The sequence below is a fragment of the Variovorax sp. GrIS 2.14 genome, assembly GCF_046115955.1.
Taxonomy (GTDB): Bacteria; Pseudomonadota; Gammaproteobacteria; order Burkholderiales; family Burkholderiaceae_C; genus Variovorax.
Map to the genome: position 1 here is coordinate 56,863 of NZ_JBJXIA010000008.1, position 19,656 is coordinate 76,518.

Consider the following 19,656-nt stretch of genomic DNA (forward strand, 5'->3'; position numbering starts at 1 on the left):
GACCATTGTGGGCCTCGCCCGGGAGGCGCCATGACAGGAAAAAGCGCTATGGCAAACTTCTGCGCTTCACTCGAATCGCGCCCTGGCCCCGCTGGCGGCGCACGCTCAGGGACTCCCTTCAGACATGCAAAAAATCATTCGCCAGCTCGCCGCCGAAATCAAGGTCGGTGAACACCAGATAAAGGCTGCGATCGACCTGCTCGATGGCGGAGCGACCGTGCCATTCATCGCGCGCTATCGCAAAGAAGCCACGGACGGCCTCGACGACATCCAGCTGCGAGAGCTGGAAGCGCGCTTGAGTTACCTGAGGGAGCTGGAAGACCGGCGCGCCGCGGTGCTCAAAAGCATCGACGAGCAAGGCAAGCTGACGCCCGAACTGCGCGCTGCCATCGAGTTCGCGCCGACCAAGCAGGAACTGGAAGACCTGTACCTGCCGTTCAAGCAGAAGCGCCGCACCAAGGGGCAGATCGCGCGCGAATTCGGCATCGAGCCGCTGGCCGACTTGCTGTTCGCCGACCCCACGCGGAACCCGGCGACCGAGGCGCTGGTCTTTTTGAAGCCGGCGACGCTGCTCGACGACGGCAAGCCGGGACCGGATTTTTCCACCGTGCCGGCGGTGCTCGACGGTGTGCGCGACATCCTGTCGGAGCGTTGGGCAGAAGACGCGGTGCTGGTGCAGCGCCTGCGCGAGTGGCTCTGGAGCGAAGGCCTGTTCAAGTCGACGCTGATGTCGGGCAAGGACGAGCACAACGTCGATGTGTCCAAGTTCCGCGATTACTTCGCCTACGACGAGCCGATCGGCCGGGTGCCGTCACACCGCGCGCTGGCGGTGTTCCGCGGCCGCACGCTGGAGATGCTCGATGCCAAGCTGGTGTTGCCGGTCGAGCCGGAGCCGGGCAAGCCGTCGATCGCCGAAGGGAAGATCGCGCTGCACCTGGGCTGGAGCCACAGTGCACGGCCAGCCGACGACTTGCTGCGCAAGTGCGTAGCGTGGACATGGCGCGTCAAGCTGTCGCTCTCGACCGAGCGCGACCTGTTCACCCGCCTTCGCGAAGACGCCGAAAAGGTTGCGATCAAAGTCTTCGCCGACAACCTGCGCGACCTGTTGCTGGCCGCACCGGCCGGCCCGCGCGTGGTGATGGGCCTCGACCCCGGCATCCGCACAGGGGTGAAGGTCGCGGTGGTCGACGCCACCGGCAAGCTGGTCGAAACCGTCACCGTGTTTCCGCACGAACCCCGCAAGGATTGGGAAGGCTCGCTGCACACGCTCGGCAAACTGTGCGCCAAGCACGGCGTCAACCTGATCGCGATCGGCAACGGGACTGCGAGTCGCGAGACCGACAAGCTCGCCGCCGACCTCATCAAGCTACTTGCCAAGATGGCCGTGCAGGCTGGCGCGCCGGAGATGGCGATCGACAAGGTGGTGGTGAGCGAGGCGGGGGCTTCCGTGTATTCCGCGAGTGAACTCGCGTCACAGGAGATGCCCGACGTCGACGTCAGCCTGCGAGGTGCCGCCAGCATCGCGCGGCGGCTGCAAGACCCGTTGGCCGAGCTGGTCAAGATCGACCCCAAGGCGATCGGCGTCGGCCAGTACCAGCACGACGTCAACCAAAGCGAACTCGCGCGCACGCTGCATGCGGTGGTCGAGGATTGCGTGAACTCTGTCGGCGTTGATCTCAACACCGCCAGCGTGCCGCTGCTGGCGCGGGTGTCGGGGTTGTCGGGCAGCGTGGCCAAGGCGGTGGTGAAGTGGCGTGAGGCGCACGGCGCTTTCGCGACCCGCAAGCAGCTGCTCGAAGTCGCCGGCTTCGGCCCCAAGGCTTTCGAGCAGAGTGCCGGCTTCCTGCGCGTGCGCGGCGGCAGCAACCCGCTGGACATCACCGGCGTGCACCCGGAAACCTATCCGCTGGTCGAGCAGATCATGGTGAAGACCGGCTTGGCCGTAGGCGAGCTGATGGGCCGTGCCGACATGCTGAAGACGCTCAAGCCAGAACTCTTCGCCAACGAGAAGTTCGGTGTCATCACCGTCAAGGACATCCTGGGCGAACTCGAAAAACCCGGCCGCGATCCGCGCCCTGACTTCAAGGTGGCGCGCTTCAACGACGGCGTCGAAGACATCAAGGACTTGGTCGAAGGAATGATCCTCGAAGGCACGGTGAGCAACGTCGCACAGTTCGGTGCCTTCATCGACATCGGCGTGCACCAGGATGGGCTAGTGCATGTGAGCCAGCTGGCGAACAAGTTCGTCGAAGACGCGCGCGAGATCGTCAAGACCGGCGACATCGTGCGGGTCAAGGTGATGGAGGTCGACCCGGTGCGCAAGCGCATCGCGCTGTCGATGCGGCTGGATGCGGCGCCGGCGCGGCGTGACGGCCCGCGCGATAACCGGTTCGAAGGAGCGGGTCGCGGCCAGCAGCAGGGCTCGCGAAAAGACAATGCGCCTCAACCGGCCAGTCAGATGGCGAGCGCATTTGCAAAGCTGCAAGGGCTGCGAAAATAAACGGATCCCTCGATAAATCTTCTCTGATCAAAAGATCATTTTTTATTAAACTATTGATTTCATTGAATAATACTCATGTGAATCAATTCATCGATCTTCTCTGATTGCAATGCCGACTCCCTCGGTGGCGAGCCCGGAACAATTGCGTGCAGTTTTGGCGCGGGGGCCGGCCAGCGCCAATGATCTCTCGGCGGCCCTGCGGATCAGCGTGCCGACGGTGCATCGGCTGCTGAACCGGCTGGCCGACGCGGCCGTCAGTGCCGGCAAGGCCCGCCGCGCACGCTACGCCTTGGTTCGCCCGCTGCGCGGCAGCAGTGCACCGCTACCGGTGTATGCCGTGGACGAGGCAGGACAGGTGCATGCCGCAACCCAACTCGTGCCGCTGCGTCCGGAGGGCAGCTGGATGGATCTGGCCGGTACGCCGTGGCCGGTGCCGGACGAAGCGCGCGACGGCTGGTGGGCCGGCCCGCCATACCCGCTGCAACAAATGCGTCCGCAAGGCTACATGGGCCGACAGTTCGCGCAGATCGAGCACAGGGCGCTGGCCGTCGCGCCCAACCCGTTGGAGTGGAGCGACGACGACGTGCTGTTCGTCATGAGCCAGCGCGGCACCGACCTGAGCGGCAACCTGATCGTCGGCGAAGCGGCCTGCGAACAATGGCTCGTTGCCAAGGCGGCCGCCATCGATCCATTGCCGGAATCCGGCATCGCCGAGCACTACCTTGATTTGGCCGGGCACGCACTGGCTGCGGGCGTCGCAGGCTCCAGCGCCGCCGGCGAGTTCCCAAAGTTCACCGCACGACGCACACTCGCCCGCAGCGCCACGCCGCACGTGCTGGTCAAGTTCTCGGGCGTCGAACACTCGGCGGCGGTGCGTCGCTGGTCCGACTTGCTGGTGTGCGAACACCTGGCGTCGCTGCACGCCTCCGCCATGCCGGGCGTGGTCTGCGCGGCGAGCCGCGTGCTCGTCCACGGTGGCCGCACGTTTCTGGAAGTGGAACGCTTCGACCGGCACGGCGCGTTCGGCCGCAGCCCACTGTGCGCGCTCGACGTGCTCAACGCCCAGTTGATCGGCGAAAGCACCATGGAATGGCCGCGGCTGATGGCGCGACTCGCGGCACTCGATCTGGTCACGCCGGAAGACGAAATCCGCGTGCAGCATCTGTGGTGGTTCGGCCGGCTCATCGGCAACACCGACATGCACACCGGGAATTTGAGCTTTCGGCCGGAACAGGGCCGGTTCGCCTTGGCGCCGCTCTACGACATGTTGCCCATGCGCTATGCGCCGCTCGCGGGTGGCGAAGTGCCCGCGCGTGAGCTGTCGCCGGTGCTGCCGCTGCCACTTCAACGCGAGGTGTGGCTCGTCGCTTGCGCGGCCGCCATCGCGTTCTGGCGCGCAGCGGCTGCCGACCGCCGCATCGGCAACGACTTCCGTGCCATATGCGCCGGCAATGTCGATGAACTGATGCGGTTACGCGACCGCCTTTGATGGCGTTGCGTCAAGCGACGGGCAAAGGGCGCACGCGTCTTGCTTGATGATCCGATCACATGAAAGCACTGCGCATCTACGCCGGCCCCGTGGCCCGGGCCCATATCGAACGCCACGGCCTGAAGCCCAAAGACGTGCGCACGATTCCCGGTGCGGCTGGGGGCCCCAAGGGCTTGATCCTCGGGCCGATCGACCGCTTTCTGTTCGGCGATTGGCTGTCACGGTCAACGCAAACGGTGAACCTGGTCGGTGCGTCGATCGGCGCGTGGCGGCTTGCGACGGCCTGCCTCGACGATCCGGTCAAGGCTTTCGGGCGCTTCGAGCACGACTACGTGCAGCAGCGCTTCGACGTGCCGCCGGGACAAAAGCGCCTGACGGCACGCCAGGTCAGCCAGCGCTTTTCCGAGAACCTGAAGGCCTTCTTCGGCGGGCGCATCGGTGAGGTTCTGAAGCACCCGCGCTACAAGCTGCATGTCGTCACCTCGCGCGGGCGGCACATCCTCGGGCGCGAGGGCAGGGCGCGCACGCCTTTCGGCTACCTCGCTGCATTTGCCACCAACAGCATCCACCGCAAGAGTCTGGGCGCATGGCTGGAGCGCTGCGTGTTTTCAACGGCGGGGGCCGCGCTGCCCTTCGGCACCAACGACTTCAAGACGCGCCGGCTCGACCTGAGCGATGCCAACTTCAAGCTGGTGATCCAGGCTTCGTGCTCGATCCCATTCTTGCTGGAGGCGGTGCACGACATTCCGGGTGCGCCACCGGGCGCGTACTGGGACGGCGGCATCACCGACTACCACCTGCACCTCGACTACCAGCCGACCGACGACGGCCTGGTGTTGTATCCGCACTTTCAGCGCGCAGTGGTGCCGGGCTGGCTCGACAAGAGCCTGAAGTGGCGCCACAAGCCGACCGGCTTTCTGGACCGCATGGTCGTGCTGGCGCCCGATGCCGATTGGGTGAGGAGCCTGCCCAACGGCAAGCTGCCCGACCGCAACGACTTCGTGCACTTCGCCGACGATCCTGCCGCACGCATCGCCGCTTGGGGACGGGCGACGCGAGAGGCGCAGCGGCTGGCCGACGAGCTCGCCGAGCGATTGCAGCACGACGACATCGGTGAAGTGCTACCGCTTTAGGTCACGTTCATGCCGCGCGTTTATCGCGCTCACATCGATGCTTCGAGCATCTCGCGGTAGTTGTCGCGGGTGGCGCGTCGTGGGTTGGTCAGATGACAGTGGTCGGCCATCGCGCCGTCGATGATCTTCTCGAACTGATCAGGGTTCACGCCGACTTCTGCCAGCCCCTTGGGTAAGCCGAGGCGCGCGCTCATGTCGCGAATCGCATCCCCCAGATCGCTGGCCGTTTCGAGATGCATGGCTTGCGCCATGCGCTGCAGACGCCGGTCTTTCTGGACCGATTCGGCCGCCGCGTTGAAGTGGATGACCGCTGGCAGGAAGAGTGCGTTGAGCGTGCCGTGGTGCAGGCGGGGATCGACGCCGCCCAGGCTGTGGCTGAGCGAGTGCACGCAACCCAACCCCTTCTGAAACGCCATGGCGCCCTGCATCGACGCGCTCATCAAATTGAGCCGCGCTTCGCGGTCGCTGCCGTCTTTGGTGGCGCGCTCGATGTGCAGCCAGGCGCGCTCCAGGCCGTCGAGCCCGATGCCGTCGGCCGGCGGATTGAAGGCGGCCGACATGAAGGTCTCCATGCAGTGCGCGATGGCGTCCATGCCGGTCGCGGCAGTCAGGCGTGGCGGCAGGCCGAGCGTGAGCTCCGGGTCGCAAATGGCCGCCTTCGGCATCAAAAACCAGCTGTGGAAGCCGAGCTTGCGATGGTCGTCGACGATGACGATGGCGCCGCGCGCCACTTCGCTGCCGGTGCCGCTGGTGGTCGGTACGGCGATCAGCGGCACCACCGCATCGGTGATCTTGGGCGAGCCGCCTTCGATGGTCGCGTATGTCTTGAGCGGACCTTCATGCGTGGCTGCGATGGCGACACCCTTGGCGCAGTCGATGGCCGAGCCGCCGCCGACGGCGATGAGGCCGTCGCAGCGGTGCGCGCGGTACATCTCGACAGCGGCGCGCACGGCGGCTTCGGTCGGGTTGGAAGGTGTCTGGTCGAACACCGCGACATCGAGATCGCCCAGCGCATCGAGCGCTTTTTGCAGCACGCCGGCTGCACGGACCCCGGCGTCGGTGACGATCAGCGGCCGATTGATACCGATGCGCGCGCACTCGCTGCTCAACAGCTTGATGGCGCCGAATTCGAACTGGATCGTGGTGAGGTACTGGATGAGGGACATAGAGCGGGTTTGCGTGCGGACGGTAGGATTCGAGCCGCCCAATCTAACAACAGGAGAGAGTCTTGCACACGCAAAAAACCCTTGCCGCTGTCGCGTATGAAGCTTCAGGAACCCGCGCATGAGGCTCACGCCGAAGATGGCGGGCGTGGTCGAACGCATGGCGCGGGCCGGGCATCCTCCGCTCGATCAGGTGTCCGCCGAAGAAGCGAAGGCGGCCTATGAAAAAGGCTCTGGCGTGCTCGAAGTGCCCAAGCCTGAGCTGGCACGCGTAGAGGATTTCATGATTGCCGCACGCGATGGATTCGACTTGCCAGCGCGGCTGTATGCGCCGATTGCTGTGCCGTCTAAAAAGAGGCTGCCGGTGCTCCTCTACTTTCATGGTGGTGGCTTCACCGTCGGCAGCATTGCGACGCACGACACGCTCTGCCGCGTGTTGAGCAGCAAGAGCGGTTGTGCGGTGGTGTCGGTCGACTACCGGCTCGCACCCGAATACAGGTTCCCCACCGCGGCGGACGATGCCTGGGACGCCTTCGAGTTCATCGCAAGGCAGGGTTCCAAGCTCGGCCTCGACGCAGCCCGCATGGCGGTCGGTGGCGACAGCGCTGGCGGCACGCTGGCCGCGGTTTGCGCCATCCTGGCACGCGACGCGGGCTTGCCGCTCGCATTGCAGCTGCTGATCTATCCGGGCATGACGGCGCACCAGGACACACCGTCGCATCGCAAGTTCGCCGACGGTCCGCTGCTGACCGAATCGCTCATCAGTTACTTCTTCGGCCAGTACGTGCGCACGCCGGCCGATCGCGACGACTGGCGCTTCGCACCGCTCAATGCCGACGATGTCGATGGGGTGGCGCCGGCGTGGATCGGCCTTGCCGAATGCGATCCGCTGGTCGACGAAGGCGTGGCGTATGCCGACAAACTGCGCGCCGCTGGCGTTGCCGTCGACCTGGAAATCTATCGCGGCGTGATCCATGAGTTCATCAAGATGGGCCGCGCCATTCCCGAGGCGCTGCAAGCGCAGGACGACGCCGCAAAAGCACTCAGGCAAGCACTCGAACCATGACCAAAACGCCGACTGAGACCATGACCGAAATCAAGAACCCGATGAACGAACAGCGCAACGACTTCCGCTTCTTTCACCGCCTCCGCGTGCGCTGGGCCGAAGTCGACATGCAGAAGATCGTCTTCAACGCGCACTACCTGATGTACTTCGACACCGCCATCGCCGACTACTGGCGCGCGCTGGCGCTGCCTTACGAAGAGGCGATGCCGATGCTCGGCGGCGACCTCTATGTGCGCAAGGCGACGATCGAATTCGCCGCGTCGGCGCGCATGGACGACGTGCTCGATGTCGCCATGAAGTGCGCGCGCGTCGGCACCTCGTCGATCGTGTTTCATGGCGGGCTATTCCGCGGCGATGAATTGCTGGTCACCTGCGAGCTGGTGTACGTCTTTGCGGACCCGGCGACGCAAACATCGAAGCCGGTGCCTCCGGTATTGCGCCAGCTCTTTACCGACTACGAGGCCGGTGGCGCGGTACATGCCATGCAGACCGGCGACTGGTCGACGCTGTGCGAAGCTGCCAGCGCGTTGCGTCGCGTCGTCTTTATCGAGGAACAGAAGATCACAGAGGAAGACGAGTGGGACGACCATGACGAAAGCTCGTTGCACGCGGTGTCGCGCAACCGGCTCGGCCAGGTGATCGCGACCGGACGATTGCTCCCGGCGTCAGAGGGCGTCGGGCGCATCGGTCGCATGGCGGTGCATCGCACGCTGCGCGGCGGCGGGCACGGCGCCGCGGTCATGAAGACACTGGAAGACGCTGCCCGAGCGCGGGGTGATCGGGCGCTGACGCTGTACGCGCAACGCAGTGCGGAGGCCTTCTATCGGCAGCTCGGCTATGCGGTGTCGGGTGCGCCGTTCGACGAGGCGGGCATCGCGCACATCGAGATGCGTCGCGTGCTCTGACACTGCGGGGTAGCCTAAGCGGACCGCATCAGCGGCGGCCGATGTGATTGCGCCACCGGCTGCAACGGTAGCGCGCGTCAGCTTGAAAAATCCGGCGACCGCGCGATCAGCAAGGCGATTTCATCCATCAATGCCCGAGCGCCAGGAGACGGGAACGCACCGAGCCGTTGCGTGATGCCAATCTTGCGGCGTGTCGCTTCAAGCGGGAAATCCAGCACCACCAGACTGCCGTCACGGATTTCGTAGCGCAGCTGGTGCGGGGAGAGGGCGGTCAGCATGTCGCTCTCCAGGAGCAGACCGCGCAGCACCGCGAGATCGCCAGTTTCCACGGCGGGGGCAGGCGGGACCTGCCTTGCGCCGGAGAAAAACCGCTCGAGCAGTTCGCGCGAGGGTGACCCTTGCCGTGAGAGCGCCCACCGCGCCTGAAGCAGCGCATCGAAGTCGATGCGTGAACTGTCTGCGAGTGGGTGACCTGCACGCGCGATCACCGAAATGCGGTCTTCGAACAGCGCCTCTTGCTGAAGATCCCTGGCCTCGCCGCGCAGCGCGCCGAGGATGAAGTCGATGTCGCCGTTGCGCAGCGACGCCACCAGGGCGTCGTACGGGCTTTCAACTGTGGCCACGTGCAAGTGCGGGTGGCGTCGCAACAGCGATGCGATGGCGAGCGGCAGGATTTGCGTGCGGCCGAGAGGCAGGGCGCCGATGTGGACGCTGCCTCGCAGCGTGCCTTCGCTGGCTGCCAGGTCGGGCCCGACGTGGCGCAGTTCGGCAAGCGCCCGTTTGAAGTGGAAAGCCACGATGTCGCCCGCCGGAGTCGGTCGCATACCGCGCGCACCGCGTTCCAGCAACGGGGTGCTGAGACCGTCTTCAAGATCTTTCAGCGCGCTGCTGATCGCTGGCTGCGTGATACCGAACTCGCGCGCAACCAGTGCCATGTTTCGCTTTTCGACCAGGGTCGCGATGACCGCCAGTCGCCGGCCATTGAGGATCGTGGCGAAGCGCGAGCGAACGTCCACCGAGGCTGCGATGCAGCCCCGTGCCAGGAGCTGGCCTCCGGCCTCCGCGAACACTTGCTCGATGCGCCGTGCACGCGCCATCACGAGTTCGCCATAGGAGTTCAACGTCATCCCGCGGGCGCGGCGATCGAACAGCGGGCGACCGAGCGCGTGTTCCAGTTCGGTAATGGAGCGCGTCACCGCAGAAGCCACGCGGTAAAGACTTTCCGCTGCACCTGCAGCGCTGCCGGCCGTTGCGACGGCGAGGCAAACCCGAAGATGGCGCAGGTTGATGTCCAGCGCGTCGAAGTGCGTGTCGACCTCAGCGTCGGTGCGGGCGTCGTCGATAAGTTTGTAGCGTTGCCGCGTAGGCTTCATTTCGCGAATTGTCGCCTTGATGGCATTCGCATTGCGCGTCAGTGTAAACCCGTTTTGATAAATAAGTCTGGTGTCAGATCAAGTCGAATGCATCGCGCTCGCGGGGGCTCGCCGACATACTCGCCGTCGTGGCAAGCCATGCACTGCGTCGGCACCCCATCTCCCTCAACCCCACAGCATCTCGACGGATTAGCCCACATGATCATCGACTGTCACGGCCACTACACCACGGCGCCCAAAGCTCTGGAAGATTGGCGCAACCGGCAGATCGGCGCCCTCCGCGACGGCACGTCCATGCCGCGTGCTTCGGAGCTGCGCATCAGCGACGACGCACTGCGCGACTCCATCGAAAGCAACCAGTTGCGATTGATGCGCGAGCGCGGCCTCGACCTCACGCTCTTCTCGCCGCGTGCCAGTTTCATGGCGCATCACATCGGCGACTTCGAGGTGTCTTCGACGTGGGCCGCGATTTGCAACGAACTCTGCTTTCGGGTGTCGCAGCTCTTTCCCGACGCGTTCGTCCCGGTGGCCATGCTGCCGCAGTCGCCAGGCGTCGACCCCTCGACCTGCATCCCCGAACTGGAACGCTGCGTGCGTGAATTCGGCACCGTCGGCATCAATCTGAATCCAGACCCTTCAGGCGGTCACTGGACTTCGCCGCCCTTGTCGGATCGGCACTGGTATCCGATCTACGAAAAGATGGTCGAGTACGACATCCCCGCGATGATTCACGTCAGCACCAGTTGCAATGCGTGCTTTCACACCACCGGCGCGCACTACCTGAATGCCGACACCACCGCCTTCATGCAGTGCCTCACCTCGGACCTGTTCAAGGATTTTCCGACGCTTCGCTTTCTCATCCCGCATGGCGGCGGCGCCGTGCCGTACCACTGGGGCCGCTTTCGCGGCCTGGCGCAGGAGATGAAGAAGCCGTTGCTGCAAGACCATCTGCTGAAGAACATCTTCTTCGACACTTGCGTCTACCACCAGCCGGGCATCGACCTGCTGACCAAGGTGATACCGGTCGACAACATCCTGTTCGCCAGCGAGATGATCGGCGCGGTGCGTGGCATCGACCCCGAGACGGGGCACTACTTCGACGACACCAAGCGCTACATCGAAGCCTCTTCGCTGGACACGACCGCCCGCAAGCAGATTTATGAAGGCAATGCGCGCCGCGTCTTCCCGCGGCTCGACCGCGCGCTCGCCGCGAAAGGACTTTGATCATGTCAATCACGCACACGCTCCAGCAACTCGGCGTCGTTCATCGCAACATCACGCGCGCCGACCCGGCGGCAGTCGAGAAGCTTTCGCGCTTCGGTGTGTCGACGGTGCACGAGGCGCTGGGCCGCCTCGGCCTGATGCAGCCCAGCATTCGCCCCATCTACCCGGACGCGCGCTTCTGCGGCCCGGCTGTCACCGTGCTGCTGCAACCCGGCGACAACTGGATGATGCATGTCGCGGCCGAGCAGATTCAGCCCGGCGACGTGGTTGTCGCGGCCTGCACCACGGACAGCACCGACGGCTTCTTCGGCGACTTGCTCGCCACCTCGTTCCAGGCGCGCGGCTGCAAGGGCCTGGTAATCGACGGCGGTGTGCGCGATGTGCGCGACCTCGCCGTGATGAACTTCCCGGTGTTCAGCCGTGCAATCCACGCCAAGGGCTGCATCAAGTCGACGCTCGGATCGGTCAACGTGCCCGTGGTCTGCGCGGGCGCCATGGTGCACCCGGGCGATGTCGTCATTGCCGATATCGATGGCGTGGTCGTGGTGCCGGCCTCGCTCGCGATGCAGGTGGCCGATGCGGCTGAAAAGCGCGAGGCCAACGAAACGGACAAACGCGCCCGCTTCGCCAGGGGCGAACTCGGCCTGGACATGTACGCCATGCGCGAGCCCCTGGCCAAGGCCGGCCTGCGCTACATCGACTGACAGGAGCGCTTGCATGGCTCGCATCATCGGCGCCGTCGCCTGTTCGCACACTCCCACCATCGGCTTCGCCTTCGACAAGAAGAAGCAGCAAGACCCGGTGTGGGCGCCCATCTTCGAAGCCTTTGCGCCCGTGCAGCGCTGGCTGGTGGACAGCGCGCCAGACGTCCTTTTCTTCATCTACAACGACCACGTCAGCTCGTTCTTCTTCGATCACTATTCGGCATTCGCGCTTGGCGTTGGGGAGCGGCATGCGGTCGCGGACGAAGGTGGCGGTGAACGCGACCTGCCGGCGCTTGCAGGCCATCCGGCGTTGGCGCAACACATCGGCCGTTCGCTGGTGGCCGACGAGTTCGACATGTCGTTCTTCCAGGACCGGGCTCTCGACCACGGCGTGTTCTCGCCGATGTCGTTGCTGTGCGCGCACGAGCCCGCGTGGCCGATCCCAGTGGTGCCCTTGCAGGTCGGCGTACTGCAGTCGCCGGTGCCCTCGGCGCGGCGTTGCTGGCGACTCGGCCAGGCGTTGCGGCGCGCCATCGAGAGCTACCCGGAAGACCTGAAGGTCGCGATCGTCGCCACCGGCGGCCTGTCGCACCAGGTGCATGGCGAGCGGGCCGGCTTCAACAACACGGCATGGGACGCGCAGTTTCTCGACCTCATCGAGAACGACCCGGTGCGGCTCACCGAGATGACCCAGGCCGAGCTCGCCGCGCTGGGTGGCATGGAGGGAGCCGAAGTGATCATGTGGCTGGTCATGCGCGGTGCACTGTCGTCCAACGTGAAAAAGGTGCACCAAACCTACTACCTGCCTTCGATGACGGGCATCGCCACCGTCATCTACGAAAACCTGGCGAGCGCACCGATCGGCGGCGGGGTCGAACGCCACCGCCGTCACATCGACGAGCAGCTTGCCGGCATCGAGGCGCTGGACGGCACGCACCCCTTCACGCTGGAGACCAGCGTTCGCGCCTACCGGCTGAACAAGTTCCTTCACGGCATGACGCAGCCCGCGCATCGCTCGGCGTTTCTGGCCGACGAGGATGCCGCGTTCGAGGCGGCGCGCCTGACCGCGCAAGAACGGGATCTGGTGCGAGGCCGCGACTGGCGCGGCCTCATCCACTACGGCGTCATCTTTTTCATGCTCGAGAAATTGGGCGCGGTGATCGGCGTCTCCAACCTGCATATCTACGCCGCCATGCGCGGACAGTCGCTGGAAGATTTCCAGCAGACGCGTAACGCGCCCGGCGCGCTCTATTCGGTCGCCGGCAAAGACGCCGCACCGCAAGCCTGGGATCGCAAGGTTCCTCAACCCACCGACAAGCCATGAATCAACTTTTTCGTCGTCATCTTCTTCGCCGCCCCTGGCTCGCCGTCGCCGGTTTGTTGGTGCTTGGCACTTCGCTCGGCATCGCGACCGCCGCGTTGGCTGCGGACGCCTATCCTTCCAAGCCCATCAAGATCCTCGTCGGCTACAGCGCCGGCGGCGCGGTCGATGCCATCGCGCGTTCGGTCGGCCTGCGGATGTCCGCTGTGCTGGGCCAGCCTGTCATCGTCGAGAACAAGCCGGGCGCCGGCACCAACATCGCGGTGAAGTCGCTGATCACCAGTGCGCCCGACGGGTACACCTTGCTGCTGGCGGCCAACGCGCTGGCGGTGAATCCGTCGCTGTTCGAGCCGGCCCCGTACGACCTCGACCGTGAAGTGACGCCGATCTCACTGGTCGGCCGCGTGCCGGTCGTCTTTGCGACCAGCGAGGGTTCCGCCATCAAGACCTTGCCGGAGCTCATCGCAGCGGCCAAGGCCAAGCCCGGCAGCCTGACCGTCGCCACGCCGGGCAACGGCTCTACACCGCATTTGGCAATGGAATTTTTCCAGCACACCGCGGGGCTCTCCCTCCGCCATGTGCCGTACAAGGGTGGCGCACAGGCCATCACCGACGTGATGGGCGGCCATGTCGACGTGGTCGCCATCAACGCGCTCGAAGCGTTGCCGCTGGCCCGGGCCGGCAAGCTCAAGGTGCTGGCCGTGATGAGCGCCGAGCGCTCGGCGGTGCTGCCCGGCGTGCCTACCGTGGCCGAGTCGGGCTATCCAGGCTTCGAGGCCAGTGTCTGGTATGGCTTCGTCGCGCCGGCAGGCCTGCCCAAGCCCATCATCGCAAAGCTGCATGACGCGGTGCAAAAGGCGATCGCATCGCCGGAAGTCCACGATCAGCTGGCGGCGGCCGGCGGCATACCGTTACCAGGGCCCACGGAGCAGTTCGAGACCTTGCTCAAGGTCGATTCCGCGCGCTACGGCAAGCTGATCCGGGATGCGCACATCAAGCCCGATTGAGATGCCACCCATGCATCGACGCAAGGCCTGCATCTCTGCGCTCGCAGGCGCGCTGGCTTTGGCAACACGTGCCGCGAATGCCCAGGTCGCTGCGCGCCCCTTACCCCTCAATGACGCCATGACGACCACCATTCGCGGCATCTCTTCCATGGCGTCCCGTGCCTTGCTTGCCGACCTGGCCGAAGCCTTTTCAAAGCGTTCCGGCGTGCCGGTCTCCTTCGTGTCGGTGGGTGGCGTCGACACCGCGCGGCGTATCGACGAAGGGGAGCGCTTCGACCTGGCGGTACTCGACTCGAAGGCGATCGACAAACTGATCGCCAACGGCAAGCTGGACGGCAGCGGCAAGGCCGACCTCTTCCGATCGGATGTCGGCGTCGCGGTGCGCGTCGGCGCCGGGCAGCCGAATATTGCGACGGCTGAAGCACTGCGAAGTGCGGTGCTGGGCGCGGACCGTATCGGTTATTCGACCGGCCCGAGCGGCGTCGAGCTCATGGCGCTGTTCGAGCGCTGGGGCATTGCAGCGGAAGTGAAGGGGAGGCTGGTGCAGGCATCGCCCGGCGTGCCTGTCGGAACGTTGCTCGTGAGCGGTGCGGCCACATTGGGGTTTCAGCAAATGAGCGAGATGATCGGCATCCAAGGAATCCAGCTGATCGGCCCGATGCCACCGGAGGCGCGCATCACGACCGTCTTTTCGGCGGCGCCGCTCGCAGGCGGGCAGCAGCCGGCTGCCGTTGGTGATCTCATCCGCTTCCTGGCGTCCGCCGATGCGACGGACGCCAAGCGACGTCACGGCATGGCCGCGGTCTGATCGGGGTACGCGCGGCTCAACTCGACCGGGACGACGACGCTACCACCGCGGCACTCAGGCGCCACCCGGTCGAGCGTTTCGGCGAGCCGTTGGGTCAGCCGCGCCGAGTACGCCTCCCCAGGATGCACCGGGTCCGCCATGTCGGCGGGGTCGAAGTCGACATGGCTCCAATCGGCGAACTCGACGGCGGTCTCTTCTGCAACGCGCCGCGCTGTGGTGTCGTACTCGTCGCGCAGGGCCATGCCGCCTACAACATTCGAAATGCCAGTGATCACCGCCGTGCGGCGTTGCGCCTTCACATGCAGGACCATGGCCCGCAGCGCTGCTTCGTAAGGGTAGCCTTTGCCGGCATCGTTCATGCCGTATTGCAGGACGACGATGCGGCTCGCAAGATGGATGTTCGTGAACTTCATGGCCTCGGCATATGCGCTCGCGCCGGGCATCGTGCGGTCCGTGACTCCATATCTGGGGCGCAGTCGCCGGAGCATCATGCCGGGTGGATCGGGCCAGCGGTTCAGGCCGTTGTGGGCGCCCCAAAGGACAGAGTCGCTGTAGAGGGCGACCGAGCAATCTGGCAGTTGGCCGGTCGCCCCGAGCTCCCACGCTGCGAGCCGGGGCGCATTGAAGAAGCAGCCTTGCAGGCCGAGGAGGAGAAGAAAGCTGCCCGTCAGCGCGAACCACTGAACATAAGCCCGACGCCCCAGCGCGTGAAGTTCAAGCGCCGGGCGCCGCGAGTTTTTCCATGTGTCCATGCGCCCATGCTCATGTCCAAATGAAGAGGAATATTGGCGACAGGCATCCGAAAGGTCGCCAGGCGCGACGCGTTAAATGTCTTCGAGCAGCGGGTACGGCAACGGCTCGACTGTGAGCGCCGGCCCGCTCGCAGTGCCGGCGTGCAGCCCCCCGGCTTCCAGCGCGGCGACCTGCATCGAAATCAGTGCCGACCAGCCGCCGTCGGGCGCTGGCGCGACTTGCGCGACGGTCCCGACGGATTGTTCTGCATCCGACGCGCCGAACACCTCGTCGCCGACTGCGACCGCGCCATCGGCCTGAACCAAGTAAGCGCGGCGCTTCAGTGTGCCGCGGAACTGGCTGCGAGCCACGATCTCCTGGCCGGGGTAGCAGCCCTTCTTGAAGTTGACCCCGCCGACCGACTCGTAGTTGAGCATCTGCGGCACGAAAGCTTCGACCACCGGCGTGGTCAAGGTCACGATGCCGCTGCGGACTTCGCTCCATTGCCAGAGGCCCAAGTCGAGCGGTGTGCCGGTGGGCGCAGCGCTGTCGGACGGTGCGATCCACAACGCGCGCGGCACGCCGTCGGAGGGGTAGAGCGACACCAGGTTGACCTCGGTCAACGCGGCGCGTTGACCGGGCGCTGCGGCCGGATCACCGCCGTTGCCGGCAATCGCAGTGCCAGCCAGACCGTAAACAACGAACTCAGCACTTGCATCCGTCAGCTTGGCTTTGGCGCGCATCACGAACATCGACAGGCGCTTGAGCGTTGCAGCCAGGATGTCTTTGCTGCACACCAGCAGGATGGTTTCGGGCTGCGGCTTGATACCGATGAAGCTGGCGATCATCCGCCCCTTTGCGGTGCACAGCGCTGCGAGGCGCGCTTCGCCCGCGCCGAGGAGCGCGAAGTCTTGCGTCAGCTGGCCGTGCAAGAAGCTGGCGGCGTCGGGGCCTTCGGCACGGATGACGCCGAGGGTGGAGAGCGCGGGGGTTACCCCATTGAGAACGACAGAGGTCATGGCTGAATTATCATGGCCGACCCTGTTCCGCTCGACCTGCAGGGCCAACCCATGCGACGCTTTTTTCTGACTATTTTTCTGCTGGGCGCCTTCGTTGCGCTGGGGGCCGGCGCGTGGGCTTTGTGGTGGGTCAACCAGCCACTCAAGTTACCGGCGCCTTCGGTCGATCTGTCGGTCGAACCGGGCACCACGCCGCGTGGCATCGCACAAGCCGTGGCAGACACCGGCGTCGAGGTTCAGCCGCAATTGCTTTACTGGTGGTTCCGTTTTTCGGGGCAAGATCGGCAGATTCGCGCGGGCAGCTACGAGTTGGAACGTGGGCTCACGCCACGCACCTTGCTCGCGGTGCTGGTGCGCGGAGAAGAAGCCACGCGAAGCGTCGTGCTGGTCGAAGGCTGGAACTTCCGGCAGGTGCGCTCGGCGCTGGCCAAGTCCGAACAACTCAAGGCCGACACGATGGGCCTCACCGACGACGCCCTGATGGTCAAACTCGGCAAACCCGGCGTGCACCCTGAAGGCCGCTTCTTTCCCGACACCTACACCTACTCCAAGGGATCGACCGACGTCGCCCTGCTGCAACGGGCAATGCGCGCCATGGACAAAAAGCTGGAGGCCGCCTGGGCCGCCCGCGCCACCGATGTGCCGCTTAAGTCGGCCGATGAGGCACTGATCCTGGCAAGCATTGTCGAAAAAGAGACAGGCAAGGCCAATGATCGCGCCGAAATCGCGGCGGTGTTCGCGAACCGGCTGCGCGTCGGCATGCCGTTGCAGACCGACCCGACCGTGATCTACGGGCTCGGCACGGGCTTCGCCGGCAACCTGCGCAAGCGCGATCTGCAAGCCGACACGCCCTGGAACACCTACCTTCGCACCGGCTTGCCGCCCACGCCGATCGCGATGCCGGGCAAGGCCGCCTTGCTTGCCGCGGTGCAACCGGCGCGCAGCCGGTCGCTCTATTTTGTTTCGCGCGGCGATGGCACGAGCCAGTTCAGCAGCTCGCTCGACGAGCACAACCGCGCGGTCAACAAGTACCAGAGAGGCGGTCAATGAGGGGTTTGTTTTTGACGCTGGAGGGCATCGACGGCGCCGGGAAATCCAGCCACATCGATGCGCTGGCAGTTCTGTTCAAGGCACAGGGCCGCACCGTGACGCGCACGCGAGAGCCTGGTGGCACGCCGCTCGCGGAAACGCTGCGCGGCCTGATCCTCGAGCAGCCGATGGATGCGCTGACCGAATCCCTGCTGGTCTTCGCGGCGCGACGTGATCATGTGCTGAAGGTAATCGAGCCTGCGCTGGCACGTGGCGATGTAGTGCTGTGCGATCGGTTCACCGATGCGACCTTCGCCTATCAGGGAGCGGGGCGCGGGTTCGATACGACGGTGCTGTCGACGCTGGAGCGTTGGGTGCAAGGCGGTCGCGCGGATTTGGGCGGGGCGAGCAGTGCAGGCAACGCACTCTTGCAGCCCGACATCACGCTCTGGTTCGACCTGGCCCCCGCCATCGCCGCAGAGCGCCTGGCCGGCGCCCGCGTGCCCGACAAGTTCGAGTCGCAGCCGGTCGAATTTTTCCGGCGCGTGGCAGCGGGCTATGCCGAGCGCGCAGCAGGCGCCGAGCGCTTCGTTCGCATCGACGCCAGCCAGGCGCGCGACCAGGTCTGGCAGCAGATCGAGGCCGCATTGTTCGATCGCGGACTCATCGCCAGAAGTACGGGCGCATCGATATGAGCACCCAAAAACCTGTCGCTACCGGTGTCGGAAACCCAGCACCCGTTCTGTCGCCCTGGTTGCGCGTGCCACTCGCCGATCTGCTTCGGCAGCGCGGTCATGCCTGGTTGCTGCAAGGCGCATCCGGCCTCGGCCAGTACGAACTCGCCTTGGCGCTCGCCTCTGCCTGGCTGTGCGAGGAGCCCAAGGATGACGGCACCGCCTGCGGCCACTGCACCAGCTGCCACGCTATCGAGGTTCGTACCCACGCCGACCTCTGCGTGCTTATGCCGGAGGTCGCGATGATGGAACTCGGCTGGCCGCTGGACGAAAAGTCGCAGTCCGACATCGACGATAAAAAGCGCAAGCCGAGCCGCGAGATCCGGGTCGAGGCGATGCGCGACGCGGTCGGCTTTGCCCAGCGCACCAGCGCACGCGGTCGCGGCAAGGTCGTGCTGGTGTATCCGGCCGAGCGCATGAACCACATCACGGCCAACGCACTGCTGAAAACGCTGGAAGAGCCGGTCGGCGATATCCGCTTCGTGCTCGCCAGCGAGGCCGCGTGGCAGCTGCTGCCGACCATTCGCAGTCGCTGCCTCGGCTTCACGCTGCCGTGGCCGGAGGCGTCGGACGCCCACGCCTGGATGGTCGCGCACGGCGTGCCGGATGCCGATGTCGCTGGCCTGTTGCGTGCGGCCGGCGGCCGGCCTTCGAATGCGCTGCGGCTGGCGCAAAGCGGTCGCTCGCCGAAGGCCTGGTCGTTGTTTCCCAAAGCCATGCTGCGAGGGGATGTCAGTGCGCTTGCGGACCATGCACCCGCGCAGGCCATCGACGCGCTGCAAAAGGTGTGTCACGACCTGATGGCCACGGGCTGCGGTGCCGCGCCCCGTTTCTTCGAGACGGCCGACCTGCCGGCAGTGCCCTCGCACATCGCGTTGGCGCGCTGGTCGAAGTCGCTCGCGAATGCGGCAAAAACCGCGGATCATCCGTTCAACGCCGGCTTGATGCTCGAGGCCCTTGTGAGCGAAGCACGAAGCACCCTAAACTCCGCCGCACAACGCCCATGAATACACCCTTCATTCCACCATCCGCCGGGTTCAGCGGCACGGCAGCGACAGGCCCGGCCCGGCCCAGCGTCATCCAACTGGCGATCAAGGAAAAGGGCGCGCTGTACGCGGCCTACATTCCGCTGTTCGCCGAAGGCGGCATCTTCATCCCGACCTCGCGCGAGTACCGGCTGGGCGACGATGTCTATGTGCTGCTCACGCTGCCGGACGATCCGCAGCGCTATCCGGTGGCCGGCAAGGTCGCCTGGATCACACCGGCACGCGCGGCCGGCAATCGATCACCGGGCGTCGGCATCCGCTTTCCGTCGGACGACAAGTCGCGCCAGCTCAAGGCGCGCATCGAAGAAGCGCTCGGCGGCACGATGGCATCCGACCGCGCTACGCAAACGATCTAAGCGCGCCGACCCGCGCCATCAGCGTCGCGGTGATCGGCGCGGTCTTC

Annotated in this window: 18 protein-coding genes; 14 read left to right on the plus strand and 4 right to left on the minus strand. The window is 65.5% G+C overall.

The window, feature by feature from the left end; genetic code table 11:
- Positions 1 to 124 precede the first annotated feature (124 nt).
- From RCH10_RS14565 to RCH10_RS14575, 3 genes are all read left to right on the plus strand, one after another.
- Positions 125 to 2,500: a Tex family protein gene (locus RCH10_RS14565; protein ID WP_409052916.1), complete on the plus strand. Its 2,376-nt coding sequence runs from the start codon at positions 125 to 127 to the stop codon at positions 2,498 to 2,500.
- Positions 2,501 to 2,609: 109 nt separating this feature from the next.
- Complete coding sequence (gene yjjJ / locus RCH10_RS14570; protein ID WP_409052917.1) at positions 2,610 to 3,989, plus strand: type II toxin-antitoxin system HipA family toxin YjjJ; 1,380 nt, start codon at positions 2,610 to 2,612, stop codon at positions 3,987 to 3,989.
- A gap of 59 nt (positions 3,990 to 4,048) precedes the next feature.
- A complete protein-coding gene (locus RCH10_RS14575) occupies positions 4,049 to 5,122 on the plus strand; it encodes a patatin-like phospholipase family protein (protein WP_409052918.1) in 1,074 nt (357 codons plus the stop codon).
- A gap of 29 nt (positions 5,123 to 5,151) precedes the next feature.
- On the opposite strand, the gene RCH10_RS14580 is transcribed toward RCH10_RS14575, so the two are convergent.
- A complete protein-coding gene (locus RCH10_RS14580; protein ID WP_409052919.1) occupies positions 5,152 to 6,288 on the minus strand; it encodes an iron-containing alcohol dehydrogenase in 1,137 nt (378 codons plus the stop codon).
- A 118-nt stretch (positions 6,289 to 6,406) separates the two neighbouring features.
- Here RCH10_RS14580 and RCH10_RS14585 point away from each other — a divergent pair, with 118 nt between their 5' ends.
- Both RCH10_RS14585 and RCH10_RS14590 read left to right on the plus strand, forming a co-directional pair.
- Positions 6,407 to 7,351, plus strand: coding sequence for an alpha/beta hydrolase (locus RCH10_RS14585; RefSeq protein WP_323495982.1), 945 nt, complete (start codon positions 6,407 to 6,409; stop codon positions 7,349 to 7,351).
- A 20-nt stretch (positions 7,352 to 7,371) separates the two neighbouring features.
- Positions 7,372 to 8,256 carry a YbgC/FadM family acyl-CoA thioesterase gene (locus RCH10_RS14590; protein WP_409052920.1) on the plus strand — a complete coding sequence of 295 codons (885 nt, stop codon included), beginning with the start codon at positions 7,372 to 7,374 and terminating at the stop codon, positions 8,254 to 8,256.
- A 77-nt stretch (positions 8,257 to 8,333) separates the two neighbouring features.
- Here the strand turns inward: RCH10_RS14590 and RCH10_RS14595 are convergent, their stop codons facing one another.
- Positions 8,334 to 9,629, minus strand: coding sequence for a LysR family transcriptional regulator (locus RCH10_RS14595; RefSeq protein ID WP_409052921.1), 1,296 nt, complete (start codon positions 9,627 to 9,629; stop codon positions 8,334 to 8,336).
- Positions 9,630 to 9,827: 198 nt separating this feature from the next.
- Between RCH10_RS14595 and RCH10_RS14600 the strand changes: the two genes are divergently transcribed.
- The 5 genes from RCH10_RS14600 to RCH10_RS14620 all read left to right on the plus strand — a co-directional run bounded on the left by RCH10_RS14600 (position 9,828) and on the right by RCH10_RS14620 (position 14,693).
- Positions 9,828 to 10,853: an amidohydrolase family protein gene (locus RCH10_RS14600; RefSeq protein ID WP_409052922.1), complete on the plus strand. Its 1,026-nt coding sequence runs from the start codon at positions 9,828 to 9,830 to the stop codon at positions 10,851 to 10,853.
- A gap of 2 nt (positions 10,854 to 10,855) precedes the next feature.
- Positions 10,856 to 11,557 (plus strand): 4-carboxy-4-hydroxy-2-oxoadipate aldolase/oxaloacetate decarboxylase, encoded by a 702-nt coding sequence (gene ligK / locus RCH10_RS14605; RefSeq protein WP_409052923.1) that lies wholly within the window; start codon positions 10,856 to 10,858, stop codon positions 11,555 to 11,557.
- 13 nt (positions 11,558 to 11,570) lie between these two features.
- Positions 11,571 to 12,881, plus strand: coding sequence for a gallate dioxygenase (locus tag RCH10_RS14610; RefSeq protein ID WP_409052924.1), 1,311 nt, complete (start codon positions 11,571 to 11,573; stop codon positions 12,879 to 12,881).
- Positions 12,878 to 13,885, plus strand: a complete 1,008-nt coding sequence (locus RCH10_RS14615; protein WP_409052925.1) for a Bug family tripartite tricarboxylate transporter substrate binding protein — start codon at positions 12,878 to 12,880, stop codon at positions 13,883 to 13,885. The genes RCH10_RS14610 and RCH10_RS14615 overlap by 4 nt, the downstream gene beginning before the upstream one ends.
- Positions 13,886 to 14,003: 118 nt before the next feature.
- Positions 14,004 to 14,693 (plus strand): substrate-binding domain-containing protein, encoded by a 690-nt coding sequence (locus RCH10_RS14620; RefSeq protein WP_409052926.1) that lies wholly within the window; start codon positions 14,004 to 14,006, stop codon positions 14,691 to 14,693.
- On the opposite strand, the gene RCH10_RS14625 is transcribed toward RCH10_RS14620, so the two are convergent.
- Together RCH10_RS14625 and RCH10_RS14630 are read right to left on the minus strand one after the other, a co-directional pair.
- Positions 14,672 to 15,445, minus strand: coding sequence for an SGNH/GDSL hydrolase family protein (locus tag RCH10_RS14625; RefSeq protein WP_409052927.1), 774 nt, complete (start codon positions 15,443 to 15,445; stop codon positions 14,672 to 14,674). The genes RCH10_RS14620 and RCH10_RS14625 overlap by 22 nt on opposite strands.
- Before the next feature lie 72 nt (positions 15,446 to 15,517).
- Complete coding sequence (locus tag RCH10_RS14630; RefSeq protein ID WP_409052928.1) at positions 15,518 to 16,444, minus strand: YgfZ/GcvT domain-containing protein; 927 nt, start codon at positions 16,442 to 16,444, stop codon at positions 15,518 to 15,520.
- A gap of 51 nt (positions 16,445 to 16,495) precedes the next feature.
- On the opposite strand from RCH10_RS14630, the gene mltG reads away from it, so the two are divergent.
- Genes mltG through RCH10_RS14650 form a run of 4 tightly spaced genes read left to right on the plus strand, consistent with a single transcriptional unit; the run spans position 16,496 to position 19,609 of the window.
- Positions 16,496 to 17,494 (plus strand): endolytic transglycosylase MltG, encoded by a 999-nt coding sequence (mltG, locus tag RCH10_RS14635; RefSeq protein ID WP_323496065.1) that lies wholly within the window; start codon positions 16,496 to 16,498, stop codon positions 17,492 to 17,494.
- Positions 17,491 to 18,168 (plus strand): dTMP kinase, encoded by a 678-nt coding sequence (gene tmk / locus RCH10_RS14640; RefSeq protein ID WP_409052929.1) that lies wholly within the window; start codon positions 17,491 to 17,493, stop codon positions 18,166 to 18,168. The genes mltG and tmk overlap by 4 nt, the downstream gene beginning before the upstream one ends.
- Positions 18,165 to 19,214 (plus strand): DNA polymerase III subunit delta', encoded by a 1,050-nt coding sequence (locus RCH10_RS14645; RefSeq protein ID WP_323495992.1) that lies wholly within the window; start codon positions 18,165 to 18,167, stop codon positions 19,212 to 19,214. Before tmk ends, RCH10_RS14645 begins: the two co-directional genes overlap by 4 nt.
- Positions 19,211 to 19,609 carry a PilZ domain-containing protein gene (locus RCH10_RS14650; RefSeq protein WP_323495993.1) on the plus strand — a complete coding sequence of 133 codons (399 nt, stop codon included), beginning with the start codon at positions 19,211 to 19,213 and terminating at the stop codon, positions 19,607 to 19,609. The genes RCH10_RS14645 and RCH10_RS14650 overlap by 4 nt, the downstream gene beginning before the upstream one ends.
- The last annotated feature ends 47 nt before the right edge of the window (positions 19,610 to 19,656 follow it).